15 protein-coding genes and 1 pseudogene are annotated in these 16,526 nt (G+C 64.3%); 8 read left to right on the forward strand and 8 right to left on the reverse strand.

The window, feature by feature from the left end; all coding sequences use genetic code 11:
• Position 1: 1 nt before the first annotated feature.
• From cas4 to DNA98_RS05240, 6 genes are all read left to right on the forward strand, one after another.
• The gene (cas4, locus tag DNA98_RS05215; protein WP_110527230.1) at positions 2-658 is read left to right on the forward strand and encodes a CRISPR-associated protein Cas4; all 657 of its coding nucleotides are present in this window, start codon (positions 2-4) and stop codon (positions 656-658) included.
• Complete coding sequence (cas1c, locus tag DNA98_RS05220) at positions 655-1,674, forward strand: type I-C CRISPR-associated endonuclease Cas1c (RefSeq protein WP_110527233.1); 1,020 nt, start codon at positions 655-657, stop codon at positions 1,672-1,674. The genes cas4 and cas1c overlap by 4 nt, the downstream gene beginning before the upstream one ends.
• 2 nt (positions 1,675-1,676) lie before the next feature.
• Positions 1,677-1,976: a CRISPR-associated endonuclease Cas2 gene (gene cas2 / locus DNA98_RS05225; RefSeq protein ID WP_110527236.1), complete on the forward strand. Its 300-nt coding sequence runs from the start codon at positions 1,677-1,679 to the stop codon at positions 1,974-1,976.
• A gap of 381 nt (positions 1,977-2,357) precedes the next feature.
• A complete protein-coding gene (locus DNA98_RS05230; RefSeq protein ID WP_110527239.1) occupies positions 2,358-2,855 on the forward strand; it encodes a hypothetical protein in 498 nt (165 codons plus the stop codon).
• A complete protein-coding gene (locus DNA98_RS05235; protein ID WP_110527242.1) occupies positions 2,816-3,103 on the forward strand; it encodes a hypothetical protein in 288 nt (95 codons plus the stop codon). The genes DNA98_RS05230 and DNA98_RS05235 overlap by 40 nt, the downstream gene beginning before the upstream one ends.
• A gap of 5 nt (positions 3,104-3,108) precedes the next feature.
• Positions 3,109-3,381: a hypothetical protein gene (locus tag DNA98_RS05240; RefSeq protein ID WP_110527245.1), complete on the forward strand. Its 273-nt coding sequence runs from the start codon at positions 3,109-3,111 to the stop codon at positions 3,379-3,381.
• A 250-nt stretch (positions 3,382-3,631) separates the two neighbouring features.
• Here DNA98_RS05240 and DNA98_RS18335 read toward each other — a convergent pair whose 3' ends face one another.
• The 6 genes from DNA98_RS18335 to DNA98_RS05265 all read right to left on the reverse strand — a co-directional run bounded on the left by DNA98_RS18335 (position 3,632) and on the right by DNA98_RS05265 (position 12,337).
• Positions 3,632-3,766, reverse strand: coding sequence for a hypothetical protein (locus DNA98_RS18335; protein ID WP_255418278.1), 135 nt, complete (start codon positions 3,764-3,766; stop codon positions 3,632-3,634).
• A 203-nt stretch (positions 3,767-3,969) separates the two neighbouring features.
• On the reverse strand, positions 3,970-4,311 hold the full coding sequence (locus DNA98_RS05245) for a hypothetical protein (protein ID WP_110527248.1): 342 nt from the start codon (positions 4,309-4,311) through the stop codon (positions 3,970-3,972).
• A 24-nt stretch (positions 4,312-4,335) separates the two neighbouring features.
• A complete protein-coding gene (locus DNA98_RS05250; protein WP_110527251.1) occupies positions 4,336-5,877 on the reverse strand; it encodes a transcription antiterminator BglG in 1,542 nt (513 codons plus the stop codon).
• A gap of 1 nt (position 5,878) precedes the next feature.
• The gene (locus DNA98_RS05255; protein ID WP_110527254.1) at positions 5,879-6,388 is read right to left on the reverse strand and encodes a hypothetical protein; all 510 of its coding nucleotides are present in this window, start codon (positions 6,386-6,388) and stop codon (positions 5,879-5,881) included.
• Positions 6,388-7,080, reverse strand: coding sequence for a hypothetical protein (locus tag DNA98_RS05260; protein WP_233493099.1), 693 nt, complete (start codon positions 7,078-7,080; stop codon positions 6,388-6,390). Before DNA98_RS05260 ends, DNA98_RS05255 begins: the two co-directional genes overlap by 1 nt.
• Positions 7,081-7,342: 262 nt before the next feature.
• The gene (locus tag DNA98_RS05265; protein ID WP_110528271.1) at positions 7,343-12,337 is read right to left on the reverse strand and encodes a RecQ family ATP-dependent DNA helicase; all 4,995 of its coding nucleotides are present in this window, start codon (positions 12,335-12,337) and stop codon (positions 7,343-7,345) included.
• A 290-nt stretch (positions 12,338-12,627) separates the two neighbouring features.
• Between DNA98_RS05265 and DNA98_RS05270 the strand changes: the two genes are divergently transcribed.
• On the forward strand, positions 12,628-12,882 hold the full coding sequence (locus DNA98_RS05270; RefSeq protein WP_233493100.1) for a thermonuclease family protein: 255 nt from the start codon (positions 12,628-12,630) through the stop codon (positions 12,880-12,882).
• 462 nt (positions 12,883-13,344) lie between these two features.
• Here DNA98_RS05270 and DNA98_RS05275 read toward each other — a convergent pair whose 3' ends face one another.
• Both DNA98_RS05275 and DNA98_RS05280 read right to left on the reverse strand, forming a co-directional pair.
• Complete coding sequence (locus DNA98_RS05275; RefSeq protein ID WP_158531606.1) at positions 13,345-13,983, reverse strand: SMI1/KNR4 family protein; 639 nt, start codon at positions 13,981-13,983, stop codon at positions 13,345-13,347.
• A 48-nt stretch (positions 13,984-14,031) separates the two neighbouring features.
• Positions 14,032-14,897 (reverse strand): annotated as a pseudogene (locus DNA98_RS05280) (transposase).
• A gap of 403 nt (positions 14,898-15,300) precedes the next feature.
• Here DNA98_RS05280 and DNA98_RS05290 point away from each other — a divergent pair.
• On the forward strand, positions 15,301-16,524 hold the full coding sequence (locus tag DNA98_RS05290) for an ATP-binding protein (RefSeq protein ID WP_110527265.1): 1,224 nt from the start codon (positions 15,301-15,303) through the stop codon (positions 16,522-16,524).
• The last annotated feature ends 2 nt before the right edge of the window (positions 16,525-16,526 follow it).

The following is a 16,526-nucleotide window of genomic DNA, read 5'->3' on the forward strand; positions in this document are numbered from 1 at the left end:
TTTGGATGACTTGGACGACCTTCTGCCCCAGGCCGCCCTCTCACCTCCCACCGGGGGCGAACCCCTGCCTATCAGCGCCCTGGCCCAGTACACCTACTGCCCCCGCCGGGCAGCGTTGATTCTGCTGGAGGGCGAATGGGAGGACAACGAGTACACCCTGCGCGGTGCGCGCGCCCACGAGCAGGCCGACATTCCTGAGGGGCTGTTGCGTGAAGGGGTGCGAATCGAGCGAGCCTTGCCCCTCTGGTCCGAGCGGCTGGGGTTGGTGGGCCGGGCGGATGTGGTGGAGTTTGTGGAAGGTGCGCCCTATCCGGTGGAGTACAAGGTGGGCCGGCGCTGGCCCCGCGAGCTGGCCCGCAAAGCCGCCGAGGTGCAGCTCTGCGCCCAGGCCCTGTGCCTGGAGGAGATGTTCGGCCAGAGCGTGCCGGAGGGGGCCATCTTCAGCAAGGCCAGCCAGCGCCGCCGGGTGGTGCGCCTGACCCCCGAGCTGCGCGCGCTCACCCTGGCCACCCTTGGCGCCTTGCGCAAGCTCATGCAACAAGAGCGCCTGCCCCCACCCACCGCCGACGAGCGCTGCCGCCACTGCTCGCTCCTAGCGGTGTGTATGCCCGAAGTGCCCCAGGCCCTGGCCCTCTGGCGGGCCCAGCAAGGATCATGACCACCGAGCTGCTGAACACCCTCTACGTCCAGACCCAGGGAGTCTATCTGCGCCTCGAGGGCGATACCCTGCGGATTCAGCACGAGGAGGTAACCCTCCGCAACGTGCCGCTGCACCATCTGGGAGGGTTATCGCTGTTTGGCAACGTGCTGCTTTCGCCCTTCTTGCTGCACCGCTGCGCGGAGGAGGGCCTCGAAGTGGCCTGGTTCACGGAGTCGGGCCGCTTTCAGGGGCGGCTTGCGGGGCCGGTCTCGGGAAATGTGCTGCTGCGGCGTGCTCAGTACCGGGCGCTGGACAATCCTTCGACCTGCTTGTACCTGGCCGCGCGCTTTGTGGAGGGCAAGCTCAGGAACGCTCGGCTGGTGCTCCAGCGGGCGGTGCGCGAGCGGGGCGAGACCGAGGCGCTGAATCAGGCCCTTTTTGAGCATGAAGCGGCCCTGCGCCAACTTCCCCAGGCCCGCTCGGTGGACGAGGTGCGGGGCCTCGAGGGGCAGGCCGCAAGTGCCTATTTCGCGGCCTTTGGCGACCTCTTGCTCTCGGGCGAGTTTCGCTTCGATGGGCGCAACAAACGCCCCCCGCGCGACCCGGTGAACGCCCTGCTGGGCTTTGTGTATGCCCTACTCACCACCCAGTGCACCGCCGCCTTGGAAGGGGTGGGGCTCGACCCCCAAGTCGGCTTTCTGCATGCCCTGCGATCCGGGCGCAATGCCTTGGCCCTGGATCTGCTCGAGGAGTTTAGAGCCTGGTGGGCCGACCGGCTGGTGCTTTCGATGATCAACCGCAAGCAGCTATCTCCAGAGCACTTCGAGGAGCGCCCCGGCGGTGCCGTTTTGCTGAACGAGGAAGGGCGAAAGGCGGTGATCGTAGCCTTTCAAGGCCGCAGGCAGGAAACCCTACAGCACCCCTTGTTCAAAGAGCCCGTACCCATCGGGTTGCTGCCCCACATCCAGGCCCGCCTGCTGGCCCGCTACCTGCGGGGCGACCTGCCCGAGTACCCCCCGTTTGTAGGAAGGTAGGCATGGAACGGCTAGATATTCTGGTTACCTACGATGTGAACGTGACCTCTGAAGAGGGCCAGGCCCGGCTGGCCCGCGTGGCCAAGGTATGCAAGAACTTCGGCCAGCGGGTACAGATGTCGGTGTTTGAGTGCCGGGTGACACGGGCCCAGCTCGAGGATATGGAAGCCAAGCTCCTGAAGATCATCGAACCGGACAAGGACAGCCTGCGCATCTACACCCTGCCCGGAGGCCGGGAAAAGTGCTTGCGGGTTCACGGCCAGGACAGGTACACCGACTTCGACGATCCTTTGGTAGTCTGAAGTTGCGCGAACCCCAAGCAAGCACCAAAACCCGGGGGGGTTCGCGCAAGCCGAGAAATCGGCTAGGGGACATTGAAAACCCGTTTTCCCCTCACCTTCCCCCACCCTGCGTCGGAACCCTTTTTAGGGGGGTTCGCGCAAACGGCCCCTTGAGCGCCGTCCAGCACGCGCGCTAGAATGGGCCTGTCGCACTCGGGCGAAAGCTCGAGTGAGGATTGAAACAGCCGGGAGGAAGGGGAGAGGCGCGCCTGGAAGGCTCCTCCCGAGCACGCCCCCCAGGAGGGCTTCGGCCGCGCCCCCACCCGGCAGGAGTGGAGCCCGGACCCCCGGGACTACCACCCCGAGCTTTGGTGGGCCTACATCCAGGCCCTGGGCCGGGGGATGCCCGGGGCCGACGCCCACCTGGCCGCCATCGCCCGGGGGGAGCGCCCTCCCCAGGCCACGGACTGGATGCTGGCCGCCGGGCGGGTGGCGGTGGCCGCTTTCTCCCGCCGCCCCCGCCCCCTCTCCCCCGGGGACCGGCAGCTCCTGGGGGCCAACCTCGAGGCCCACTGGCGAAAGCGCCTTTTGGAGCGCCAGCTCGCGGGCGTTTCCGCCGACGAATACGAGGCCGTGGCCCGCCGGGCCGCCTTGGACCCCGAGGTGGGCGTGGTGGCCTACAGGGGGCCGCGGGGCCCGGTGGTGGCCCTCCTCTCCCGCACCGAGGCCGTGGTGCCGGAGGAGGAGCGGGGGGAGGCCTGGCTGCCCGTCTGGTTCGTGGTATACTCCCTGCAAGGCGCGCTGGTCACGGCCTACATGGCATCCTCCCTAAGCGCCCTGTGGATCCCTGAGGACGCCGTATGGATGCGCAAACCCTCCTGGTTCCCCACCCCCTCCTAGACCCCGAGGGCTACGCCCGGTGGCACTGGGGGGCTTACCAGGCGCTCCTTTCTGCCCCCGAGGAGGCCGGGGAGGCCGACTGGGCCGAGTGGGGCCTCATGGTGGACGCCCTGAAGCGGCTTGCCGCCCACGACCCTGAGGCCGCCCTATCCCTGGCGCGGGAGATCTGGGACGAGCGCGAAAGGCTTCAGGCCCTCGGGATCCGGCTCCCGGACTGGGAGGCGTGGCGGGCCCGGTTGGGCCTCTAGGCCCTATGGTCCAGCCACATCTGGCTCAGGAAGAACCCGCAACTCGGCTCCTAGAGCGGGCGGAGAACCGGTGGGCCCTCATCCGCGATGCGCTGCGCAACCCGGAGGACTGGGACGACCTGGATTGGCAGGGCGAGGTGGCCGAGCTCGGGGCGCTCTACACCCTTCTCGGGCGGGTTCGCCCTTCCACGCCGGAGGAGCGAGAACGTTGGACGCGCCTGCTGCGGGAGATCCGCGAATCGGCCCAGGAGTTCGGGTTCAACCCGCCCCCGCTCTAGTTAGCCCTCGCATCCATCCAGACCTCCAACTTCGCCTGGGGCAGTGGGCAGCCCTTCACCCCGAATCGAGCCCAGCCTATCCGTCCCTGGACACATTCTGCGTGGGAACAACGTCCAGGACGGGCTCGAGACGCTTCTTTCGCCGAGCGAAGCGAGGGGTGGCGCTTCTTTCGCCGAGCGAGACGCTTCTTTCGCTGCAAGCCGTGGGGTGGCCGCCGCCCGAGTAAAACGAAAGATAAGGCCTCACAGCTTACGCCGAAAGAAGCCTCGCCAGGGAGAAGGCTTTGGGCGGCGGGGGCTCGAGGGGGTGCCCGGCGGGTTCCTGGGGGCTGGCTCGAGGAAGAGCCCAGGGCCCCGGCACCTCGGCGTGATCTACCTGCGCCACAGCCCCTATCCCCAAGGCAGACTCTGGACCGGCTCCTTGAGGAGCGCACCCGCCGCCTTCTGTCCCGGCTGTAAATTTCCCCTAAGTGTTATTAGCGGAAATTTGCAAGGTCTCGAGGGTGGGGCAGAACTGCTTTCCCGCTGTCTACCCTTTGTATCCTTCATCCTAGGCCACCAAGAGTCTTCAGGGAGAGGAACCAGCGATTAGCCACCGCCTCGTTCACCAAGGGCCACACCCGTACCCCGCTGCGCGGCGAAAGAAGCGCCACCCCACGGCTTGCGCCGAAACAAGCGTCTCGCTACCCCGCCTACCGGCGGCGAAAGAAGCGTCTCGCTCGGCGAAAGAAGCACCTCCACCGGCTGCAGCTCGGGACTAAAGACCAGCCGTATCTCTGGCGGTACCTCAGCCAGAGCTCGGCTGAAGGTGAGGTAGAGGATGCGCCACCCCCGGAGGGCGCGGGCCACCGCCACCAAGGTGAAGGTCTTGCCCGCTCCGGCTGAGGTGCGGGCGGCGTTTACCACGGCGAGTTGTTCTGGAGTGAGCATCGTTAGGATCCCAATTCGTACGGTTTAACCTGTTTTGGTAGAACGCTCCAGCCCCAGGCCAAGCCGCCACCAGTTCTGGGGCCACCCCCTGGGGGCGAGAGCAAGAGATAGGACTTCGCTTCCCAGGCACACTTCGACTCGTAGGGGGACCAGCTCACTCCGTGCGACCAGGGTACCCTGGGCTTCAGTCCTCACCAATTCCTCCTCCCGTACCAGGCGCTCTCCTGCCAGGACTCGAGTTCGTACGGCAAAGCCCGGGGGATGGGTGCGAACGAAAGCCCCCTGGGGTCCGACCCAGGCCTCGAGGCGTACCCTCACCTCAACGGGCAACACTGCGATCCGGCGCCACTCGTCCCCTCGGCCGTCGGTTCTCACCTCCACGACGAGTTCGTCCTTTGGGGCTGACCCCTCCCCAATCTTCTGCGCCAGCTCCTCTGGCCTCTCCCTTGCCTCCCCCTCGGAGGCGAGCAGAAAGCGCAGAGGGTGCTGAGCGGGGTCGAAGCCGATAGGGCGCACCTCCAGGGGCTCACCAAGCTTCCAGACGAGTTCGGAGAAGCGAATGGCGAAAGCCTGGTGGTGCAGGCGGAAGCGCACAATCTCGCCTTCCTCGAACGAGACCTCGAGCTCTTCGGGGATGGGGTCTCCCTCGGTGGTGAAGCGGGGCACCCAGTCAAAGCGCCTGAAGCGCCCATCCTCCAGCGTGAGCTTCCCATAAACCTTCCATCCCTCCAGCAGGGGCTCTCGGTTGAGCGTGGGTCGGATCTCCTCGAGGCTGGGGAGGGACTTCAAGAGCTCGACCCTCACCTGCTTGTGCCCGAGACGGGTGCTTTTTTGCCTGGCGGCTGGCTTATCTCCCCTTAGCTCCCAGTAGAGGTCGTGTAGGGCCTTGTCCGAACGGTTGAAGAGGAGGCGCACGGGGTCGGGCTCTCCCAGGTAGAGGCCGGCCTCTTGGAGAAAGCCCAGGACCGCTCCCTCGTCGCATAGATCCGGGACCGCCTCCTCTTCAAGCAGGAGTTCCATGGCTGCCTGGAGCTTGCGGAACACTCGCTCGTATGGCTGGGCTCTTTCAGGAAGCACCCCGGTTTGATAGAAGGCCAGGAAAGAATCCTTGAGCGCGTTCAGGCGCAGGGCCTTGAAGTGGAAGATCGCATCCAGGGTGCCGATGAAGTCCCGAGCGCCGTTTTCGTGGAATTTCAGGCAGCGCGATGTCTCGTCATGCCAGTCCAGAACCCCCCACAGGCGGTCGTACTCGACTTGGGTAGGGAGATGACGCCCCTCAATCCCCAGATCTTTCAGGAAATTCGGCCAGAAGGCCCGGTCGTTTTCCGGCACCTCCCGGTAGAGGAAATAGCCTCGCAGATAGCCTAGGAGCACGTGGGCGGGGATCAGTACTTGGTTTTGTGAGCGAATGGTCTCCAGCAGATTCCTCCATCGCTCACCCCGCCACACCTGACGCATGAGGGGTTTTACCCCTTCGTAGTCCTCCTGGGCCACGCGGGCCTGCGCTACCCCTCCCTGTTCCACGGCCTTATTCAGGTTCAACGCGTGGATCCACGGGTCAACCACCCTACACCCCCTCCCCCTCCAGCCAGGTGAGCAGGGCCCACTCCAGCACCAGGCCGGTACGCACCCGCCGCCAGTCGGGCGCCTCACCGCCGAGCGCCCGAGAAAGGGCCACCTCCCGCTCTGCCCAGATCGCCTTGAGCCAGGGCTCCAGCCTGCTCCCACCCAGCTTACGAGCCTCCTCGATCAGCGTCCGGTCCCAGAGCTCGAGCGCCTGCGCCAGGTGGTGAAAGAAGTCCGCCCCCAGTACGGGCCGCGAGGCCAGATTCAAGGCCTCTTTACAGCGCCTATGGGCTTCTTGCTCCTCCCTTAGGCTTTGCTCGAGTTTTCTGACCCGCTCCTCGAGGGCTCGAAGGGCCTGCTGTTCTTGCTCTGCCACAGCCTGCTTTAGGCTTACAATCTCTTCGGCTTGCTCATCTAAACGCTGCTCCAGTCGCTTTTTTTCCGCCTCCCAGCGCTGTCTATCCTCCTCCCACTTTCGCTCATACCACCTCAGCGCCTCTTTGCAGTCCATCACTCCTCCCTCAGGCGGGGCGAGGAGGGGCGTTGCCCTTCCTGGAGCAGCGCCTCCAGGCGGAAGGCGTGGGTCCTTAGCCAGCGAGCGAGGGGGAGGCTGGCCAGGTCTAGCAGCAGCTTCTCCAGCCCCACGAGCACCATCCCCTCCGGTTCGCCCACGAGCAGCTCACGGTTGCTGTGGCGGAGGGCGGGGTGATCCTCCCCCTTGAGAAAGGCCCAGTATCCCTCGATAAGGGCGATCACCCGCTCTTCCGCCTTATCTCCGAGGTTTGGGTAATCCAGCACCAGGACCCGAAGGAGGGCCTCCTGCGGGAAGGGCTCGGGAAGGGTCTCCTTGAAGCTACTGAGCCCGGCGAGCTGGGCCTCGAGGTGCTCCTTCTGTACCGCGATGCCCTCGAGTTCCCGTACCCTGGCCTCTAGCTCATCCACACGCTTTTTGTAGCCCTCAAGCTGCCCTTCCAGCGCCTCTTTGTCTGCCTCCACCTTCGCGAGCTCAGCGCTTAAGCGATCCCTCTCTTCAGCAACCCGCGACAGGTCCTTGCGCAAGTGCGCCGCTTCCTCCAAGGCCCTTCCTTTGGCACTCTGCGCTTCCTGTACTGCCCTTTGTTCCTTTTGAAGCTTGGCTCTGAGCTTTTCAGCCTCGTCGGCCTTTTTCTGGAGCTTCTTCTGGCTTTCCCGCAGCCTGTGCAAGAGGTCTCGATCATGAGCGGCTGGCTTCTGGGCTCCTTCGTCAGGTTGCGCGGATGGCGGCTTTGGCTTGACCTCAACAGCCTCAACAACGATTGTTGCCTGAGGTGGGTTCTTCGCGGATTGTTTGTCCGGGCTTGGGGTGGCGAGCGTTTCCTTGAAGTTTGGAGACAATGCCCCCAGGGCTTTTTTCAAGGAAGACACAGAGCCTTTGGCCTCGGTTGGAAGGCCGAGGACCTTTCGCGCCGCTTCCTTCAGGATCTCCTCAAGCTCCGACATCCGCTACCTCCCGCCGCAGCCGGCGCTCGTGGCGAGCCCAGCCCCGCTCGGTAAGCCCGTAAAGCGGGCTGCCCTCGTACGCATCCTTTGACTCGAGATACCCCTGCTTCAGTGCCTCCTCGAAGGCGCGCTCCAGCTCCTTGGGCTTGATGAAGGAGAGGTGGCCGAAGAAGCGGTTGTCCGTGTACTTGCGGCCCAAGGAGCCGCTCTTGCCCCGGTCCTTGCCCCGCAGGGCCATCAGGGTGCTGCGCCTTCCCAGATACATGTAGCGGGCTTCCGGCGACCGGGCGCTTTCCTCGGCCAAGGCGAAGAAGGCCAGCAGCGTGTCCAGGGGGCGGTAGGCCCGCTCGAGTTCCTCTTCATCCAGCCCCTCCAGGGCTTCCCAGGGACCAGCATCCTTGGTGCAGATGTCGCAGACCCCGCAGCCACCAGGAGACTCGCCTAGGTGATTGAGGAGGACCTGAGCACGGCACCGTCCGTTTTCGGCATAAGCCTGCACCCTGCTGAGGCGTTTCTTGGACTGCTCCCTTAACTTTCCCTGCTCCTCTTGCCAGTCCAAGTAACCACTCTTCAGATGATCGCCCGCCTGAATGCGGAGCAGGGGCTCTCGGTAGTGGTAGAGGTGGATTTTCCGTTCCCGGAAGAGCTGATAAAGCTTCCGATCCAGCTCCAGGGCTTCCTCCGGGGAAATGCGGGAGAAGTCCAGCTCGTCCCCTCGCTCGCTACCCTTGTAACCGGCCTTGTAAAGCAGGGCCAGGGCTTCCTGCGTCAGGTGCTCTCTTAAGACGTCGCTAGACTCCAGCAGGAGGGCCTTGCCCAGCGGAAAGTCATATTCCAGAATTCCAGCGCGCTCGAGGCTGGAGAGGGTGCGTTCGAGATTCTCCAGGCCTACTTCCCGCCGAAGGGGTGCGGCAGCCTCTTCCTCCTCTTCGTCCTCCTCGAGCAGATCCTCCTTCACTTCTTCTTCATCGGGCTCTTCGTAGATTTTCCGGTAAATCTCTTGGCGGTAGCCGACAAGAGCCCTTCTCTCCTCTAAGAGGCGGATGAGCTGCTGGACGAACTTCTCATGGGCCCGCCCACCACCGTGGTCCACCCCCACCATCCACTCCAGAAAGCCCCAGTCCGACCTGGTATGCAGCAGCAGGCAATAAGCCTCCTTTCCATCCCGCCCTGCGCGCCCCGATTGCTGGACGTACTCCTCCAGGCTGCGCGGGGGCCGCCAGTGGACCACCAGGCGGATGTTCGCCTTGTCGATGCCCATACCGAAGGCGGTGGTGGCCACCATGACCCGGGTCTCGCCAGAAGTGAAGCGCTCCTGGGCCTCGCGGCGGGGAACCGGACCCAGCCCCGCGTGGTAGGCCTCCACCTCCAGGTTGGAAAAGAGACGGCCCAAGGCCCAGGCCAGTCGCTCGGCCTCGGCGCGGGTGGCGGTGTAGACGATGGCGCTGCCTCCTTCCCCACACTCCGTAAGCCAATGAAGGGCTTTGACCAAGACCTGGAACTTGCCCACTTCCCCCTGCACCTTCTTCACCACGAAGCGAAGGTTGGGGCGGTGGAAGCTCTCGGGCTTGATCCGCTGGAAGGCTTCCAGCTTAGCGGCCTTCTTCAACCGCTCCAGGTCCTTCGGGGTCAGGGTGGCGGTGAAGAAGCTCTTGGGGACCCCCTCCAGGGCCTCCAGCTTCTCCAGGGCTTTGAGGTAGTCCGGTCGGAAGTCAAAGCCCCACTCCACTAAGCAGTGGGCCTCGTCAAACACCACCCGCCGAAGCCTGCCCCTGGCGTGTTCCTCTTGAATCAGCTTCCAAAGAGCCTCGCTCCGGTTAAGTCGCTCGGGGCTCACGTAAAGAAGCTGTACCCGCCCGGTGCTGACCTCATCCAACACGCCCCTTTGCTCCCCCGCGCCCATCAGCGAGTGCACCGCACCCACTGGCAAGCCCAGCTCCAGAAGCCGGTCAGCCTGGTCCTTCATCAGGGCTACCAGAGGGGAGACCACCAGGGTAAGACCCTGCTGCATAAAAGCGGGAAGCTGGAAGGCCAGGCTCTTGCCGAAGCCGGTGGGGAGCAGAGCTACCAGGTCTTCTCCTTCGAGGGCCGCCTGGATGGCCTGGGCCTGTTTGGCCCAGCGGTCCTCATCCACCAAAAGTCCGTAGACTTCCTGCGCGATGCAACGGGCTTTTTCCAGCGGCTCGAGACCGGATTGCAGGATTTCCCTGAGCCGGCGCAGCGCCTCCTCTTCCAGCTCGTCCTGGGGGAACCAGGCCCGGTCAACCCCTAGGATGTTCGCAATCCGGTCGTAAAAGTCCTTCCGGTCCTTGGGGAAGTGTCGGTGGACACCCGGCGGCAGGGCGCGGTAAAAGACCTCCTGGTAAGCAGCATTGAGTAGCCTCTTGTCCCATAGGATGAAGGCGCCATCTCCTACCTCTCGCTGATCCCGGATGAGCCGACCGAAGGCTTGAGCGAAGGAGAGGGCGGCCTTGGGCAGGTAATAGTCCCACCATTTGTCCAGCCCTTGCTCATAGGCCCACTCCATGCGCTTGGTCAGGAGCAGCGAGGGCAGGGGGAAGGGGATCCGCTCCAGGCTCACCAGCTTCAAAGCCGGGAAGTCCACCCCTTCCATGTAGCTCCGCGAGCCTAAGGCGGCCACCGGGGCCTCGGGGTCCTGCTTGATGCGGCTGGCCACGTCCTCTCGCTCCTTGCGGGTGAGGGGGGCCAGGAGGTGCGGGTGCTCTTCGAGGGCCTCCTTGGCCTCTTGCAAGCGCCTCAAGCTGGTGAAGAGGGAGAGGCTGCGGTGGGATCTGGGTACGAGCACTCTCAGCTCCTCATGGAGCATGCGTTGGAAGCGAGGCAGGGTGCTTTCGCGGGCCTCCGGGAGGTGGCGGGGCACCAGGAGGTGGGCCTTATCGTAGGGCAGGGAGGGGGGCAGCCGCCGAGTCTTGATTTCCTTCAGGCCCAGCACCCGCTTAAGCAGCCCAAAGCCCTCGGGGTCTTGCTCGGTGGGCACGCTTAGGGTGGCGCTGGTGAGGATGGTGCTTTTGAAGCGGGGCCATAGCTTTTCTTCGAGAGTACGCGAGACGTCGATGGGCTGAGCCAGGTGCCGCCAGCTCCCGGTGGTTGGATCCCACTCTGAGAGGTGGAGCCGGTTGGGGTCGGGCTTACCTTGAGGCGACGCCAGGATCTGGCGTCGCTCGAAGAGAAGATCCAACGCTCCTTTGAGATACTCCCGAATGGGCGCCAGATCGCGGACCATGAGGCTTTTCGGGTCCTGGCCGATGGCCTCGAGCGCTTCCTTGAGTTCACGAAGGATATCGATGAGCAACCGCTCTTCCCGGTTGATGCGAGGCCACTCCTCGAGCCTTCGCCAGGTGCCGCTCAGCCCCAGGCTAAGGCCGTAGCGCTGGTCCCCCGAACCCCGGTTCTTGATGAAGGCCACCAGATGACGGGAATAGTTGTCCAAGGCCTCGCGCAGTCTGGGAAGCAACTTCTGGACGACCTCGTTAGCCTTGTCCCGCTTTTCCTCGGACAGCTCGGCCAGCCGACGGTCATCCTTGAGGAGGCCCCGGTCCTTCTTGGGATGGGCCAGGCGGTTGATCCGGTGGGTGAGTTCCTCGTGGTCCAGGACCAGAGTGAGGGCTTCGGTGGCGGTGTCCTCGAGGTGGTGAGCCTCGTCGAGCACTAGATGGGCCTCCTCTGCGGGTTCTTCTTCCCTCTCCTCTTCCCGCAGAAAGCTGGCCAGAAGGTACGCCTGATTCGTCACCAAGATTTGGGCGCTCTTACGCCGAGCGAGCTGTTTCTGGAAAGCACAGGTGTGGAAAAAGGGACAGTCCACCCGGCAGCGGCGGGGATTGGTGCCTACTCGGTCTCTCGCCTCGCGGAAGCCCCGAGAGAAATGCCAGTAACCGGGGAGGGCCTCGAGGTCGTGCCCCCCTAAAGCCGCATAGTGCAGGAGCAAGCCCACCGCAGCCCTGAGTTCTTCGTCCTCTTCCTTCCTGGCGTCCAAGAATAGCTCGAAGAGGGCCTCAGGGCAGAGAGTGTCGCGAGGACTTTTGACCAGGGCGGCCTTGACCTCATACCCCTTCTCGCCCATCCCCTTAAGCTCCTCCAGGGCCTGGGCCTGGAGTACTTTGGTATGGGTAGCCACCCAGGTCTTTTCACCCCGGTGCAAAGCGGGGTAGAGATAGCCCTTGGTCTTTCCGGTGCCGGTAGGAGCCTCGAGGAGCACTCGGTGCCCACCCTGCAGGGCCCTTTCTACCTCTTCGAACATCTGCTCCTGGGCTGACCTCCTCTGAGGCAGGAGGTCTTTCCCCAGGCGCGAGGGATGCGGCAGGGGTCGGCCCTCGTACGAAACCGACTCCACCAAAGCGGGTGTGGCCAGGAGTTCCTTGACCTGGACTGAGGTCTCCGGGAAGAGTTCCCCCTCGGTGAGCCCAAGCTCCCGCCAGGCTCGGGCCACCCCGTCGGGCAGCTTTTGCAGCACCAGCCCGGCCAGGACCCTCCAGGTAGCCTCCACGTCGGCCTGGGCCCGGTGGGCGCCCTCCAGTGGTGCGCCGGTGAAGTAGGCGTGGAGATCCCCCAGGCGGTAGCCGGAAAGCCCCTGGGGTGGAGTGGGAAAGACTAGCTGGGCCAGGCGCAGGGTATCCAGAGCGGGTTTCTTCGTAGGAGGGAGATTCAGACCAACCTTCCCCAGGGCGCTCTCTAGGACGGGTAGGTCGTAGCGCAGCAGGTTGTGGCCGAGGAGGGGGCGGTCCCCGATGAAGTCCAGGAGTTCCTTGAGTGCTTTCTCCGGCGGCACTTTTCCCCGCTCGTACTCGTCGAAGGCGATGCCGGTAAACTGGAAAGCTTCGTGGTCGGCCTTGAGTGGTTCTGAGGTAGCTGCGTACCAGTGGCAGGTCCGGCCTTCCGCGTCCTGAGCAGAGATCTCCAGGATCTCAGCTTCCTCTGGGTTTGGGGAGGTGGCCTCGAGGTCCAACGCTACGTAGGGTTTCATGATCGGTGAGCTTTTTTCGATAACAATGGCTGTGAAGCCTTCCAACATCGACACCCTGCGATTTTTCTGGCGCGCACTCCACATTAAGCTCGTGAAATGGGCTCGAACACCACTAAAGCGGAGCCGAAGTGCACCTGCCCTTGGCGAGGCAAAGCAAGAATACTACCATTCTAAACAGCATGTTGCGACTTTTGACGTGCCTCCTGATCCTGCTCAGTCTGGCCTTAGCCCAGCAGAGCGTGGTGGGCCGGGCCAGCGTGGTGGACGGCGACACCCTGGAGATCTAGGGGGTGCGCATCCGCCTGTGGGGAGTGGACGCGGTGGAGTCGGGCCAGACCTGCCTGGACGCGGCAGGGAAGGTGTGGCCTTGCGGGCGCAGGACAGCTTTCACCCTCGCCGACTTCATCGGGCCGCGCACCGTGAGCTGCACCCGGCGCGACACCGACCGCTACGGGCGGATGGTGGCGGTGTGCCTGGTAGGGGGTGTGGAGATCAACCGCTGGCTGGTGGAGCAGGGCTGGGCGCGTTCGCGGGCCAGACGCTGAGCGACTCCCGCTGCCCATAGCCCCTATGCCGCCCGTGACCCTGCCCTGTGCCCTGTTCCTATCCGTCGAGCTGAAGGAGGGTAGGAGGGTTAGAGCCAGGGTAGGAGCGAAGCGCAGCCCGAAGAGGACCGGCCTCTGTCAGCGGCGGGGCCGGCCTTCTCCTTGCTGCCAGGCCAGCAGGGCCACGCCGCCAGGAGCGCTGCCCGGCCCAGCAGCAGCCCCATTTCTGGGAGGAGGGCTGGGAGGCCGTGGACGGTCTCGAACGAGGAGGCATAGTCCTCCCGGGGCCAGGGATAAGGAGCGGCCTGGAGTCAAGCACCCCCAGCGACGCAGCCACAAAGGCCATGGGCGGGGCCAGGGTCAGCCCGAACGCGATGCTCCACCAGTGGCGTGCCTACTGCCTGCATGTCTCCATCCTCCTACCGGCCCACCCGAAAGCAGGCACGCCGCGCCCCGCGGCCGCTAGCCGCCGCCTGGCCGCACCTGGGTGTACAGGACCCTGGCGAGGGGGGAAAAGTCTCCCGACACGAACTCCAGCCAGGGGTGGCGTGACATCTGCAGGTCCTCCTGGAGGATGAAGTTGCCGGAGCGCAACTGGTTGAGAACCGCAGCGAGCATCTCCGAGAGCGAAGGAAACGCCACCTCAGCCTCGGGCAGGTCGGCCCCGAAGACGAGGATCTGCCCGAATGTCCCGGATGGCCCCGGCCTGACGTCAAAGCCAATATAGTTGCCGGAGCCGTCGGCCAGGAAAGGGATGTGACCTGTCCCGGGGAAGTCCTCGCTCAGCCGGGGGTCGGCAGGGGAGGGGCTCTGCACGATGCCCGAATCGCGCAGTTCGAGGAGGGCCCGGTACTCCTCGGCAATCTGGTCCAACCGCAGGAGGTCGGCACCGAAAAAGACGCCGTTGCTGAGGTTGTCCCTCTGCCCGTTGTGCCGCGTGTACAGGTGGCGGATCTGCTCCGGGAAACGGGTACCGGTCAAACGCTCGACTCGTGAGAAGTCCTTGGAGGAGGCAGGCGGGCCCAGCCGCTCGATGAATGAGGGGTGGAGACGCGCGAGCTCCCGCAGGAGACTATCGAGGGTAGACTCAAACTCATCCACAGTGGGCTCAACCGATTCTATCAAACCAGTCATCAATTGAGATAGGACTTACGCAGTTGGGAAGAGTTCATAAGAGGGATGTGCCAGATAGGCTCGGATGGCGTCTCGAATAATGGCTGCCTTCGCCGTCCGCAAACGATAAACCTCCAACCTCAAGAAAGCCTGCAAGGAGAGCGAAAGGTGCTTGAAATAAGCCTCTGCTTTCCGCACCACAGCATCCCTTCAGCGCACGAGGATCCAGCGTGGCCCTCTTTTCCTCCGTCATCTCCAGGTCGTTCGTCACCCAGTATTCCGCACCCCCGTCTTTGGGGACCGTCCGGAATACCTTCACAAACCCACCCTTCCTGCTTGAGGGATGTCCAGGCTGGCCATCGGGGTTCACCATCCGGTTGCTTTTGCGCCTGCTCAGGAAAAGCCAGCCAAAAGAAGCGATGCGCTTGAGGTTCTCCAACCCCGAATACCAACTGTCCATCAGGACATACGCCGGCTGAAAGCCTCGCGCCTTGGCTTCCACCAGCATTTCCTGAAAATGCTCGTTCTTGGTCTTGTGGGAGATGGGTTTGTCGTAAACCCGAAAGTCGCAGGGAATGAGGGCTTTCCCATCCGTCCAGAGTAAGGTCAAAAGGGCAATCCCCTTCACCACCCGTTGGTGCTTGCTTTTGGGTGTAGGGCTTATCTAACGTGGTATCCTCCAACACCAAAAGCCCCCGCTCTTTTTGTACAAACGCCTGTGCTTCCTGCCACAACGCCATTGTGTCTAAGGGCTGTCTTTGCAGCAGGCGGGGGAAGGCATCGTGAGATGGGGTATCGGGGCTTTCGGGTTGACATCGGGCCGCCTCGGTGCAGGTGAAGGTCTTCTGAGCGGCAATGAGGAAGTGAATGTAGTCCAACTCGTCGCACTTGGGTGGATTCATGGGTCATCCCCTCCTTTTGAAAAGTCCGTCTTTCTGAAGCCTAAATATCATGACGAAGGGGTTCGCAGTCGACTGTGTAACCCCTAGGCGGTTTTACGAGGTCGGCGGTTTTATACCTGTCAGAGACGGGATGCGGGCCACCATGTGCGGGCAGAACCCGAACCAGGGCCGCATCGGCGCCCTGAAGGTGCCCAGCTTCTTGAGTGGCGATGGCCTGCTTGACCTGGGCGCCGTTGCTTTGCCCGAAGGGCAAACACGTCTTGGGGCGGGTCAGAGGTCTTTCCGCAGTCACGCCCGCGATTGGAGGAGTCCCCACGGGCGTCCGGTTTACAAGTACGGGATTTGGCTGAAAATCAACCACTAAGAAGTTGATTTTCAGCCGGAAAGCGAATAACCTCGAGGCATGTTCCCCCGCTACCTTGCCCAGCCCCTGAGGGAGGCCCTCAGGGCCCGGCCCGTGATCCTCCTCCTGGGTGGCCGACAGGTGGGCAAGTCCACCCTGGCCCAGGCCCTGGTGGCCGAGGGGCTTTTGGATCGGTACCTCACCCTGGACGACCTCACCCTGCTCGCCGCGGCCACGGAGGACCCCCAGGGCTTTCTCGCCGGCCTCCAGGGCCCGGTGGTCCTGGACGAGATCCAGCGGGCCCCCGGCCTCCTCCTCCCCCTGAAGGCCTGGGTGGACCGCGATCGGCGGCCAGGCCGCTTCCTCCTCACGGGCTCCGCCAACCTCCTCGCCCTGCCCAAGGCCGCGGGGTTCCTGGTGGGGCGGGTGGCCCTCTTCACCCTCTGGCCCCTCTCCCAAGGGGAGATAGAGGGTAGGCGCGAGGGTTTCCTTTCCGCCCTCTTCGCCGAGGAGCTTCCCCCGGTCCAGGGGGAGGGAAGGCTGCCCCTGGACCGCCTTCTCCGCGGGGGGTATCCGGAGGCCGTCCTCCTTTCCCCGGAGCAACGGGGGGCCTGGTTCCGGGACTACCTGGTCACCCTCCTCGCCCGGGAGGTGCGGGAGCTGAGCCAGATCGAGCGGGTGGCCGAACTCCCTCGGCTCTACCGGCTTTTGGCCAGCCGCCCCATGGACCTCCTCAACTGGGCGGAGCTAGGGCGGACCTTGGGCCTGGCCGCCACCACCCTGAAGCGCTACTTTGCCCTCCTCGAGGCTCTCTACCTGGTGCACACCCTTCCTCCCTGGCAGGCCAACCTGGGTAAACGCCTGGTGAAAAGCCCCAAGCTCCTGCCCACGGATACCGGCCTGGCCCTCCACACCTTGGGGCTGGACGAAAAGCGGCTGGAGGCGGACCGCACCCTGCTCGGTGGCTTTCTGGAGGCCTTCGTGGCCATGGAACTCCTCAAGCAGCTGGGGTACGCCCCCTTCTCCGCCCAGCTTTTCCACTACCGGAGCCACACGGGGGAGGAGGTGGACCTGGTGCTGGAGGGGCCGGGAGGCCGGGTGGTGGGCCTGGAGGTCAAGGCGCGGGGGAGCGTCCACCCGAAGGACCTCCACGGGCTCAAGGCCCTGGCCCAGGCCCTGGGTCCCCGCTTCCACCGAGGGGTGGTCCTCTACCTGGGGCGGGAGGCGGTCCCCTTCGGGCCCAGGCTCCACGCCCTGCCCCTCGAGGCCCTCTGGAGGCTTTAGCG

Source organism: Meiothermus sp. Pnk-1 (assembly GCF_003226535.1).
Classification (GTDB): domain Bacteria; phylum Deinococcota; class Deinococci; order Deinococcales; family Thermaceae; genus Allomeiothermus.